12 protein-coding genes are annotated in these 10990 nt (G+C 62.8%); 9 read left to right on the top strand and 3 right to left on the bottom strand.

Features of this window, described 5'->3' with window-relative positions:
- The 4 genes from EN906_RS09975 to EN906_RS09990 all read left to right on the top strand — a co-directional run.
- The coding region (locus EN906_RS09975; protein ID WP_245484219.1) for a 3-hydroxyacyl-CoA dehydrogenase NAD-binding domain-containing protein at positions 1-1299 on the top strand (1299 nt) is incomplete at its 5' end.
- A 65-nt stretch (positions 1300-1364) separates the two neighbouring features.
- Complete coding sequence (locus EN906_RS09980) at positions 1365-1919, top strand: thioesterase family protein (protein WP_127268615.1); 555 nt, start codon at positions 1365-1367, stop codon at positions 1917-1919.
- A gap of 114 nt (positions 1920-2033) precedes the next feature.
- Positions 2034-2702, top strand: a complete 669-nt coding sequence (locus tag EN906_RS09985; protein WP_127268614.1) for a helix-turn-helix transcriptional regulator — start codon at positions 2034-2036, stop codon at positions 2700-2702.
- A gap of 9 nt (positions 2703-2711) precedes the next feature.
- Positions 2712-3563 carry a thermonuclease family protein gene (locus tag EN906_RS09990; protein WP_348627432.1) on the top strand — a complete coding sequence of 284 codons (852 nt, stop codon included), beginning with the start codon at positions 2712-2714 and terminating at the stop codon, positions 3561-3563.
- On the opposite strand, the gene EN906_RS09995 is transcribed toward EN906_RS09990, so the two are convergent.
- Positions 3529-5175 carry a lysine--tRNA ligase gene (locus EN906_RS09995; RefSeq protein WP_127270068.1) on the bottom strand — a complete coding sequence of 549 codons (1647 nt, stop codon included), beginning with the start codon at positions 5173-5175 and terminating at the stop codon, positions 3529-3531. The genes EN906_RS09990 and EN906_RS09995 overlap by 35 nt on opposite strands.
- Positions 5176-5337: 162 nt before the next feature.
- Here EN906_RS09995 and EN906_RS10000 point away from each other — a divergent pair, with 162 nt between their 5' ends.
- Entirely contained in the window at positions 5338-5745 is a 408-nt protein-coding gene (locus EN906_RS10000; protein WP_256755010.1) for a tellurite resistance TerB family protein, read from the top strand.
- A gap of 59 nt (positions 5746-5804) precedes the next feature.
- Here EN906_RS10000 and EN906_RS10005 read toward each other — a convergent pair whose 3' ends face one another.
- On the bottom strand, positions 5805-6653 hold the full coding sequence (locus EN906_RS10005) for a transporter substrate-binding domain-containing protein (protein ID WP_127267151.1): 849 nt from the start codon (positions 6651-6653) through the stop codon (positions 5805-5807).
- Positions 6654-6901: 248 nt separating this feature from the next.
- On the opposite strand from EN906_RS10005, the gene EN906_RS10010 reads away from it, so the two are divergent.
- The 3 genes from EN906_RS10010 (at position 6902) to EN906_RS10020 (ending at position 9132) form a co-directional block, all read left to right on the top strand.
- A complete protein-coding gene (locus tag EN906_RS10010) occupies positions 6902-7633 on the top strand; it encodes a LuxR family transcriptional regulator (protein WP_127267150.1) in 732 nt (243 codons plus the stop codon).
- A gap of 96 nt (positions 7634-7729) precedes the next feature.
- Positions 7730-8368, top strand: coding sequence for an acyl-homoserine-lactone synthase (locus EN906_RS10015; protein ID WP_013533650.1), 639 nt, complete (start codon positions 7730-7732; stop codon positions 8366-8368).
- 14 nt (positions 8369-8382) lie between these two features.
- Entirely contained in the window at positions 8383-9132 is a 750-nt protein-coding gene (locus EN906_RS10020) for an enoyl-CoA hydratase-related protein (protein WP_013533649.1), read from the top strand.
- Between the two features lie 53 nt (positions 9133-9185).
- On the opposite strand, the gene ppk2 is transcribed toward EN906_RS10020, so the two are convergent.
- The gene (ppk2, locus tag EN906_RS10025) at positions 9186-10094 is read right to left on the bottom strand and encodes a polyphosphate kinase 2 (RefSeq protein WP_127267149.1); all 909 of its coding nucleotides are present in this window, start codon (positions 10092-10094) and stop codon (positions 9186-9188) included.
- Positions 10095-10315: 221 nt separating this feature from the next.
- Here ppk2 and EN906_RS10030 point away from each other — a divergent pair.
- The coding region (locus EN906_RS10030) for a histidine kinase dimerization/phospho-acceptor domain-containing protein (protein ID WP_281060436.1) at positions 10316-10990 on the top strand (675 nt) is incomplete at its 3' end.

Consider the following 10990-nt stretch of genomic DNA (forward strand, 5'->3'; position numbering starts at 1 on the left):
CTGCAGGAACTGAACAAGGGCGCCCGCCGCCCGGCCGGCGTGCCCGAAACCAAATTCAAGAAGATCGGCATTCTCGGCGCCGGCTTCATGGGCGCGGGCATCGCCTATGTCACCGCCAAGGCCGGCATCCCGGTGGTGCTGCTCGACCGTGATCTGGAGTCGGCTGCCAAGGGCAAGGCGCATTCCGACGGCCTGATCTCGGATCAGGTCAAGAAGGGCCGCGCCAAGCCGGAGGACAAGGACAAACTGCTGTCGCTGATCACGCCGACGGCGGACTATGCCGACCTTGCCGGCTGCGATCTGGTGGTCGAGGCCGTTTTCGAGGATTCGAGCGTGAAGAAGAGCGCCACCGAACAGGCCGAGGCCGTGCTGAAGCCATCGGCGATCTTCGCGTCGAACACCTCCACCATCCCGATCACCGGCCTGGCGAAGAATTCGGCGCGGCCGAAAAACTTTATCGGCATCCATTTCTTCTCGCCGGTCGACAAGATGATGCTGGTCGAGATCATTTTGGGCAAGAAGACCGGAGACAAGGCGCTGGCCACCGCCATCGACTTCGTTCGCGCCATCAAGAAGACGCCGATCGTCGTCAACGACACGCGCGGCTTCTACGTCAATCGCTGCGTGCTGCGCTACATGTCGGAAGCCTACAAGATGCTGATCGAGGGCGTTCCCGCGCCGATGATCGAGAATGCAGCGAAGGCGGCCGGCATGCCGGTCGGCCCCCTGGCGCTGACCGACGAGACGGCCATCGACCTTGCCCAGAAGATCATGAAGCAGACCATCAGGGATCTGGGCGACAAGGCGGTCGATCCCAAGCAGATGGCGCTGATCAACGCCATGGTCGACGATCACGGCCGCTTCGGCCGCAAGAACGGCAAGGGTTTTTACGATTACCCGGCAAAGCCCGCCAAGAAGAAGTTATGGCCGGGCCTTAGGGAGCTCTATCCGCAGCTTGCACCCGAGAAGGTCGATTATGAGGAACTGCAGCAGCGGCTGCTGGTCACCATCGCGCTGGAAGCGGCGCGGGTGATGGAAGAAGGCATCGTCACCGACCCGCGCGAGGCCGATGTCGGCTCGATCCTCGCTTTCGGCTTCGCGCCCTACACCGGCGGTGCGCTGTCCTACATCGACGGCATCGGCGCCAAGGCGTTCGTGAAGATCGCCAAGAACCTGCAGAAGAAATACGGCGCCGAGTTCAAGGCACCCAAGCTGCTGCTCGACATGGCCGAGAAAGGCGAGACCTTCTACCAGCGCTTCGATCCCTATGCGAAAGGCGACGTGAAGCAGGCAGCCTGACGCATGGGCAAAATCAAGCGTCTTGCAGCGACCTTTGCGCGTCCAAGAGGACATGGGGCGCTGTAATGTATGTCTGGGCGCGCATGGTGCGCATGATGGCCACGGCACGCAGCCGTGGCCCCTATGTGATGGGCGGCGAAGGCCGGCTGGCTTTCCGCTGCCTGCCGACCGACATCGATTTCAACATCCATCTCAACAATGCGCGCTACATGATGCTGGCCGATCTCGGCCGCATCGACCTGTTTGTTCGTGCAGGCCTCATCACGCTGGCAAGGAAGAATGGCTGGGCGCCGATGATGGGCGGACTGCAAGCGGTCTATGCACGCGAGATCAGGCTGTGGCGCCGCTTCGAAGTGGTGTCCTCGATCGAGACCTGGGAAGGCACCCAGGTTGTAGGCAAGCACCGCTTCGTCCTCGACAATGGCGAGACGGCCGCGTTGATCCTGACGACAGCCGGCGTCTACGATCGCAAGGCTCGCAACTTTCTTGAGATTGGCGAGGTCGTTGCGGCACTTGGTCGTGCCGTGAACCCGCGGCCACCGACGCAAACGGAGCGGATTTTCATGACATCGCACCAGGGTCTGCGCAGCTTGGCCAAGGGTGTCGGTCGATCCCGGTAGTCGGACTTTCCGCGATCGACGGAAACGTTTGCAACCACTCACGACCGGTGGACAAAACGACATTCCAAGACTAGAAGGGAAAGGTATTTTTTCCTGCACCGAAGGAGAGCGAGCATGCTCTCGCACGACCGAGTCTGGGCTGCCATCGATGCTCTTGCCAAGCGTTATTCGCTTTCGGCCTCGGGTTTGGCCAAGCGTGCGGGGCTCGATTCCACTGCCTTCAACAAGTCGAAGCGTTTGTCGTCGGATGGCCGACCACGCTGGCCCTCGACCGAATCGCTGGCCAAGATCATCGAGGCGACGGGCGCCTCACTCGACGAATTCACCGGTCTGATCGAAGGCCGGCCTGGGATCAGCAATGGTGCTTCGACCAGCCATGCCGCTTCGGTCGCCCGCAGAAGCTCCGTGCCGTTGCTCGGCTTTGCCCAAGCCGGCGCCGGCGGCTTCTTCGACGATGCCGGCTTTCCAGTCGGGCAGGGTTGGGATCTGATCGAACTGCCGGCGCAATCGACCGAGAGCTCCTACGCGCTGCAGGTGCAAGGCGATTCCATGCTGCCGCTCTACCGCAATGGCGACGTCCTCATCGTCGAACCGGGCGCCGTCACCCGCAAGGGCGATCGCGTCGTCGTCAAGACCACATCAGGCGAGGTGATGGCCAAGGTGCTCGAGCGCCAGACCGTCAAGTCGATTGCGCTGGTCTCGCTCAATCCCGATCATCCCGACCGCGATATTCCCATGCGCGATGTCGAATGGGTGGCGCGGATTGTCTGGGCTAGCCAGTAGGTCAAGCTGGTGCGGCTCCTTCGTCATGCCCTGGCGGTTCTGATGGTCCCGGTGATGGCGGCCATGGTCGTCGCCGGCGGTCGCACGTTGAAAGGGAGTGAAAGCGTCATCACGGTGGACCAGCTTGATCCGGGCGCCGATACGATGGCGCAGCAGGCTGCCGGGACGGTGCCGCAGGAGCCGGCCACATCGGCCATAGCAGCCCCGCAGCCGCCAAAGCCGGCGCTGCATTCGAGGGCGATCGATCCCCAAATTGTCGCGCCACCGGAACTGCCCGCCGAGGGGCTTGAACGGGTCGAGCCGCGCGAGCCGTTGAGCAAACTCGCGCTGGCTGTGCCGCCCAAGCCGAAAATGCCCGACGATTGGAACGGCACCAAGCTGTTCCAGCCGGTTGCGCCGGCCGCCGGCCTGATCGAGGCGAAGGGTTACTCGGTCGCGGTTTCCGGCATCGATATCGTCAGGCAGGATGAGACCTGCAGCGAGGACGGCAAGCCCTGGCCGTGCGGTGTCCGGGCGCGGACGGCGTTCCGCGCCTTCCTGCGCGGCCGCGCGGTGGTCTGCACGGTGCCGCCGCAGGGCGGCCGCGACCTGATCGCCGCCGAATGCCGGATCGGCAATCAGGATATCGGCCAATGGCTGGTCGACAACGGCTGGGCGCGCGCCGCCAAGGGCGGACCCTATGTCGAAGCCGGCGACAAGGCGCGCACGGCGAAGAAGGGCATTTTCGGATCGGCGCCCGATCTGTCCGGCATGCCGGCGATGCCGGCCGCGCCACGCCCGGCCCCTCAGGCGCCGGGTTCGATCCTGGAAGAGGTCGACGGCGTGCTCAAGCCAGCTGACCAGCCAGCGCCCGCTCAATGAGCGCACGTGTCTCGGCCACGCCGTAGAGCGCTGCGAACGAGCCGAAGCGCGGGCCGCGCTCCTGGCCGATCAGCACCTGATAGATCATCTGGAAGAAGGCGCCCGATACGCCGGGGCCGCCTTCCGGGCTCTGCTTGGAATGATCCTGGTAGCGCTCGATCCTGCGCGCGACGTTGAGCGAGGCGTTCTGGATCGCTTCGCCATTGGCGTCCGCCGGCAGCGCCCCAAGCGCTTCGTCGAGGGCTGCCAGCGCCTCGCGCTCGACCTCGTCGGCGGGCCGGAAGGTTTTCGTCGGCTTCACGAAATCGTCGAAATAGCGGATCGCATGGCCGACCAGCCGGTCGAGCTCGGGATGCGTCGTTGGCGTCACGCCTTGCGTATGACGTGAAATGAACCCCCACAGCACATCCTTGTTCTGCGCGTTGGAGGCGCTGACCAGATTGAGCAGCAGCGAGAACGGCACCGGCATGTCGATCGCGGGCGGGTTGCCATCATGCATATGCCAGACCGGATTGCCCAGCCGTTCCTTCCAGTCCTGCCGGGGATAAGCGGCAAGGAACGTATAGTATTCGTCCACGGCCCGCGGGATGACGTCGAAATACAGCTTCTTGGCCTGCCGCGGCCGCTGGTACATGTAGAGCCCGAGGCTTTCGGTCGGCGCATAGGTCAGCCAATCGTCGATGGTCAGCCCGTTGCCCTTCGACTTCGAGATCTTCTGGCCGTTCTCGTCGAGGAACAGTTCGTAGACGAAATGCTCCGGCGCCCGTCCGCCCAGAATGTTGCAGATACGGTCATAGACCACCGCATTGGTCTGGTGGTCCTTGCCGAACATTTCGAAATCGACGCCAAGCGCTGCCCAGCGCATGCCGAAATCCGGCTTCCACTGCAGCTTCACGCGGCCGCCGGTGATCGAAAGCGTGGTCTCGGTGCCCTCGTCGTCGAAGGTGATGGTGCCGGCCTCGGCGTCGACATGCTTCATCGGCACGTAAAGCACCCGGCCGCTCTTCGGCGAGATCGGCAGGAACGGGCTGTAGGTCGCCTGCCGCTCGGGTCCGAGCGTCGGCAGCATCACCGCCATGATCTGCTCATAGCGTTCGGCGGCGCGCTTGAGCATCGCATCGAAACGGCCGGACTTGTAGTATTGCGTCGCGCTGGCGAACTCGTAGTCGAAGCCGAACGTGTCGAGGAAGCGGCAAAGCATCGCGTTGTTGTGGTCGGCGAAGCTCGCATAGTCGCCGCCGAAGGGGTTGGGGACCGACGACAGCGGCTTGTGCAGATGAGGCTCGAGTGCGGCGCGGTCCGGCACGCTGTCGGGTATCTTGCGCATGCCGTCCATATCGTCGGAAAAGCACAGCAGCTTGGTCGCGACCTTATCCTGCGTCAGGACGCGGAAAGCATGGCGCACCATCGACGTCCGCGCCACTTCGCCGAACGTGCCGATATGCGGCAGGCCGGACGGCCCGTAGCCGGTCTCGAACAGGATTGTTTGCGGGAAGTCGGCGCCTTTGTAGCGCTCGATGATCTTTTTGGCCTCTTCGAAGGGCCACGCCTTGCTTTCGGTCGCGGCCGCCAACAGTTCGGGGTTGAGATCGATGATGTTTGATCCCGCCATGTCACAGTTTCCAAATCATTTGCCGGCCCGAAGGCGGGCAGCGGCAAGGTTTTCAACCGGTCTCTAGGCGTGCAGCGCCGGAGCGTCAACGCGTGCGGCGCTTTTTCCTTGCGGTGCAGAACGGGCGTTCCTAACTTCGAGGCCCGGTTCAAGGAGAAAAAATTGCCGACACCTCATGAAGCCCTGATCTATCTGATGGTCATCACCTCGGCCTCGGACCGCGACATGACCGATGTCGAACTGGCGCGGATCGGCGAGGTCGTCCGCTCCTGGCCGGTGTTCGAGGACTTCAACCGCGACAGGCTGGTCGGCGTTGCCCAGGACTGCCAGAAGCGCCTGCACGAAAAGGACGGGCTGGAGGGTGTGCTGGCTGAAGTCGCCGAGGTCTTGCCTGAGCGGCTGCGCGACACCGCCTATGCCGCCGCCTTCGAGGTTGCCGCCGTCGACCTCGAAATGCGCATGGAAGAGGTGCGGGTGCTGCAGCTGATCCGGCGTCAGCTCGATCTCGACACGCTGACGGTTGCTGCCATCGGCCGCGCGGCCAAGGCGCGGCTGCGCACGCTGACCTGAGTTCTTGGCCGGGCGCTGTTGAGGTTCAGGTCAGGCCGGCAAAGCCGACCGGAACCGGATCAGAAAAAGCTGACCGGGAAATAGCGCAGATAAAATTCGGCGAACGTGCCTTTCATCGAAATCTCCTGCAGCGCGTAATCGATCGCGGCGGCCAGCGCCGGATTGTCCGCTTTGGTGGCAATGGCCATGCCCGAGCCCAGATATTCAGGCGCCAGATAGGGCCCGCCGGCAAAGCGGCAGCAGCCCGCCGCGTCCGAGCCGCCCAGCCAGAAGGCCAGGCGCATGCCGTCGCCGAAGGCGGCGTCGACCTTGCCGGCCTTGAGATCGGCATAGAGGTCCTCCGGCCTGTCGAAAGGGACGACCTGAACCGTGTTGAAATAGTCGCGCAGCATGCGTTCATGCGCCGAGCCTGATATTACGCCGACACGCTTGCCGTGCAATTTGTCAAAGATGGGCTCGGTCAGCGCCTTGCCTTTCGGCATGATGAAGCGCGCTGGAAACTGCAGATAGGAGCGTGAGAAGGCGTAGGTCGCGCGCGATTCCGGTGTTGCGGCGATGCCGGCGATGATCGCCTCGCCTTCGCCTTTCCGCAGTGCGCCTTCCAGCTCGGCCCAGGGCAGGGCCTGGATCTGGCATTTTTCGACAATGCCAAGCTCGGCGCAGATGGCGCGTGCCAGATCGATATGGAAGCCGGACAGCTTTCCCGCGCCGTCAAGGAAGTTGAAGGGCGGGAAGTCCGTGGTGGTCAGGAACCTCAGCCGGGGCAGCGTCGAAAGGTCTGGCTTGGGCAGCCGCTCCTTGGCATCCCACAGCACCGGAACCTGAGGCGCCGCGGCGCGCGCGCCGTCGGCGAACGACAGCAAGCCGATCAGCATCGCAAGGGCGAAGGACCTCCACCGGAACGCCAAGATAAAACTCCGCCACAGTCGTGCTCGCACCGGTTTTGGTACGAAAATGGTACAGGCACAATGGTTTTTGATTTCAACCCGCCGATTTCAGGATATGATTTAGCCGGTTTGCAAATCAGCTTCGGCCGCCTCGGTGAGGGAAGCCACAAAATAAGTATGCGATTTGCAATCCGTGGTCGGTGGCGAAGTGTAAATCAGGCACGCATCATTGGCCGCAATGCACGAGGCAACATGGGGTTGATGTTGCGATGGGTCAGTTCGATCGCACGCTGGAATACATAGACCAACTGCAGCACGCCGCAACGGCGGCGGCGGTCTGTGAAAGGCTGCTGGGCATAACATCGGATTTCGGCCTCACCGCGCTGATGGCGGGAACCGTACCGCAGCCAGGCACGCCGGCCGGCCAGCAAAAGCAGCATGTGCTTCTCTGCGATTGGCCGGGCGAATGGCTGGAGCGCTATGTCGCGCGCAACTATGTCGATCATGACCCGGTCGTCAGCCATATGAAACAGTTGCAGGCGCCCTTCCAGTGGCACGAGGCGTCGCAGGGCATCCGCATAGACAAGAGCAGCGGCGAGGTGATGGGCGATGCCGGCGCCTTCAAACTGCGTGATGGATTGGCCTTTCCGTTGATCACGCTTGACGGCCAGATCGTCATGGTGTCGCTCGGCGGCGAGGCTGTGGAATTGTCCGCCGCCGAATTTGGCCAGGTGTCGCTGGTCTCGACCTATGCGGTTGGCCGCGCCATGCAACTCCACACCATGGCGAGCAACACCATCGATCATATCGTGCTGACGCCGCGCGAGCGCGAATGCCTGCAATGGGCCGCCGTCGGCAAGTCCGAATGGGAGATTTCGCAAATCCTCGGCATTTCCGAACACACGTCGGAGAAACATCTTCTTAACGCCAAAAGCAAACTAGGTGCCGTCAACAGGGTGCAGGCCGTCGCGGAAGCGATACGGCGCGGCTACATTAGTTAGGTCGGCCGTGCCGACCTGGAATTTTTGCCTACGCGATCACGCAATTTTCTCATCAAAGCACGGCCGTATCTTCCTCTGAACGCAGGAGACGGCGGAATGCTTTTTTCCCTTACAACCCAGGAATTGATGGAACGTCCCGACCTTTGGGAGGCCGTCCATCGTTTGCGCTACAAGATATTCGTCGAAGAGATGGGGTGGGATGACCTCAGGCGGCCCGACGGGCTCGAACTCGACCAGTTCGATCACGACGAGGCGGTCCATCAGATCGTCATCAGAGGCGGTGAAGTGGCGGGTTATCAGAGGATGTTGCCGACGACGCGCCCACATCTGCTGACCGAGGTCTTGACCGATCTTTCCGAAGGAACGCCGCCATCGGGTCCAAACATCTGGGAATTGACCCGCTACGCGGTGGCTCCCGGTTTTCGTGACGGCCGTCGCGGCGTTTCGACCGTCGGCACCGAACTGATTGCCGGTTTCGTCGAGTGGGGGCTGAAGCGCGGCGTCGACAAGGTGATCATCGAGTTCGAGCCGATGTGGGTGCTGCGCGCCTTGCAGCTGCATTTCCTGGCGACCCCGCTGGGCTATCAGCGCACCTATGGCAACCAGCAGGTCGTCGCCACCTTGCTGACCTTCAACGAACACACACTCGATGTGGTGCGGTCGCGCCGCAATCATTTTGCTCCCGTGCTGGCCAGGGGATATCCCGACATGCTCGGGCAAAGGCGTGCGTCATGAGATCGGAGACAGCCATGAGCACACACCCGCAACCTGAACTTCGCAACCACACGCTGGTCGTCACCGTGTCGTCGAGTGACGGCCGGCCGGTGCTGGACAGGAGAGCCTATGAAAGCCTGGCAAGGACCTTCCATGAAGCCGCCGACAATGAGGAGGTTCGCGTCGTCGTGCTGCGCGGCCTGGCAGGCTGTTTCTGTCTGGGCGGCGACTTCTCCGAATTCCTCGACGCCACCAAGCACCAGAAACTGATTGCCGCCGTCACCGACCTGTTCCGCACGCTGGCGACGTTTCCCAAGCCCATCCTTGCCTGCGTTGACGGCGATGCCGTCGGTGTCGGCTGCACCATCCTGTTCCATTGCGACATGGTGATCGCGTCCGATGAGAGCACGTTCAGGGTGCCGTTCGTCGATTTCGGCCTGGTGCCGGACGCGGCGACCAGCATCCTGGCGCCGCAGAAGCTCGGCTATGCCGGTGCCTTCCGCTTCTTCTGCCTCGGCGACACGCTTCGCGCCGAGGACGCCAGGGCGCTCGGCCTCGTCGCCGAGATCGTGCCGGGCGGCACCGTCGAGGAAGCGGCGCTCGGCCGGGCGAGACAGCTTGTCAAGAAGCCGGTCGCAGCCCTGCTGCAGACGCGCGGCCTGCTGAAAGGGAACACCGAGGCCCTCTGCGACCGCATCGATCAGGAGATTTCGCTTTTCCAGCAGGCGCTGCAGGACGACACCACGCTGCGGCGATTGCAACGCATCGCCCGGCTCGCGGCCTGAGCGAAAGCCTCAAGGAACGCGCCGCGCGGCCAAGGCCGCGCGGCGCGGAAGCGTCAATCCTGCTTGCCGAGGAATGACGGCCCTTCGCCGATGATCTTCTTGTCTTCCTTGCCGATGATTTCGAGATCGCGCCCCTCATAGGGCAGAGACGACAGGATGCGCCGCATGATCGCCAGCCGCGCGCGCCGCTTGTCATTGGCCCGTACGATGATCCACGGCGCGAATTCCTTGTGGGTGCGCTCGAACATGGTGTCGCGCACCTTGGTGTAGTCGTCCCACTTGGTGATGCCTGCAACGTCGATGGGCGAAAATTTCCAGCTCTTCAGCGGGCTGTAGCGACGGTCATGGAAGCGCTCGAGCTGCGTTTCCCGGCCGATGTTCAGCCAGAATTTGAAGAAGTGGATGCCCTCGTTGGAGATCATCCGCTCGAAATGCGGCGTCTCCTCAAGAAACTGCTCGTGCTGCTGCGGGGTGCAGAAACCCATCACCGGCTCGACACCGGCGCGGTTGTACCAGGAACGGTCGAAGGTGACGAATTCGCCTGAAGTCGGGAAGTGGTCGACATAGCGCTGGTAGTACCATTGCCCAAGCTCGGTCGGGGTCGGCTTGGTCAGCGCCACGTTGCGTGCCGTGCGCGGATTGAGGTACTGGCGCACCACGAAGATCGTGCCGCCCTTGCCTGCAGCATCGCGACCTTCGAACAGCGCCATCACCCGTTTGCCGGTCGACTGCAGCCAGGCCTGCGCCTTGACCAGCTCGATCTGCAGCTTCTCGAGCATCTCGTCATACTCGTCGCTTTTCATCTTCTTGTCGTAGGGATAGCCGCCAGCGGTCAGCTTGTTGTCCTCGACCCAGTCGGGAAGCACGGGATTTTCGATGTCGAACTCCCTCTCCTTGCCGCCGATCCTGATCTTCAGCGGCCCCGCAGTTGGCGCGGCGGGACTTTCTTTGGCTTTTTTCATCGAGACGAACCCTTTCCAGCTTCCGGACTCATGCTATGGGGAGCCACTATAGCGCCGCGCGTCCGTTTGGATGCGCAAAGGACGCTGTAGCACTTTTAATTTGCGCATGATCCTTTCCGAAAATCGATCCCGATTTTCGGGTCATGCGGCAAGCGGTCTAGTGGAAGTTTTCCGCCACCGTGCGACCGGGTGCGAAGACATGGGGGCAGGTCCACGAGCGAATGGCTGACCTGGACACAGAGCAGAGAGGCATGACGCAAACCATGGCCGCACGGCTGTGGAATAGCCGCTGGCTGCTTGCGGCCGGCGTCGTTGCGGTTCTCGCTGTTTATGCCTTGGCCGGGATTTCAGCCTATGTCGTCCCCGCGGCGCTGCTGTTGCTGCTTGCAGCGGCAATACTGCCGACCGCCGGCGCGCGCCAATCCACCGGCAGCGGCGCTGCCATCGAGGCCATCGGCCTGCAGCGGCTCTCGGGTGAATATCTGGCCGCCGCCGTCGCCGATCCGCTGATCATCTTCGACCGGACCGCCACCATCGTCCATGCCAACGCCGCCGCCTTCGCCGCCTTCGGCGGCATCGCGCCAGGCATGTCGCTGTCGTTGAAATTCCGGGCGCCGGAGATGCAAACCCTGCTGGATGGAGTACTATCTGGTGATATCGCCTCCGATGTCGTCGACTACATGGAGAAACTGCCGGTCGAACGGGCCTACCGGGTGAGTGTGTCCTCGGTCGGTCACGCCACCGATCTCTATGTGCTGGTGTTCAAGGACCAGAGCGAAGCACGCCGGATCGACCGCATGCGCGCCGATTTCATTGCCAATGCCAGCCATGAACTGCGCACGCCGCTCGCCTCAATCGCCGGCTTTATCGAAACGCTGCGCGGGCCAGCCCGCAAC

The organism is Mesorhizobium sp. M7A.F.Ca.CA.004.06.1.1 (assembly GCF_003999135.1).
Classification (GTDB): domain Bacteria; phylum Pseudomonadota; class Alphaproteobacteria; order Rhizobiales; family Rhizobiaceae; genus Mesorhizobium.

What these genes read in the sequence shown, in the direction of transcription:
- EN906_RS09980 (WP_127268615.1), top strand. Translation starts at nt 1,365, where the DNA reads ATGTATGTCTGGGCGCGCATGGTGCGCATGATGGCCACGGCACGCAGC.
- EN906_RS09985 (WP_127268614.1), top strand. Translation starts at nt 2,034, where the DNA reads ATGCTCTCGCACGACCGAGTCTGGGCTGCCATCGATGCTCTTGCCAAG.
- EN906_RS09995 (WP_127270068.1), bottom strand. Translation starts at nt 5,175, where the DNA reads ATGGCGGGATCAAACATCATCGATCTCAACCCCGAACTGTTGGCGGCC.
- EN906_RS10020 (WP_013533649.1), top strand. Translation starts at nt 8,383, where the DNA reads ATGAGCACACACCCGCAACCTGAACTTCGCAACCACACGCTGGTCGTC.
- EN906_RS10015 (WP_013533650.1), top strand. Translation starts at nt 7,730, where the DNA reads ATGCTTTTTTCCCTTACAACCCAGGAATTGATGGAACGTCCCGACCTT.
- EN906_RS10010 (WP_127267150.1), top strand. Translation starts at nt 6,902, where the DNA reads ATGGGTCAGTTCGATCGCACGCTGGAATACATAGACCAACTGCAGCAC.
- ppk2 (WP_127267149.1), bottom strand. Translation starts at nt 10,094, where the DNA reads ATGAAAAAAGCCAAAGAAAGTCCCGCCGCGCCAACTGCGGGGCCGCTG.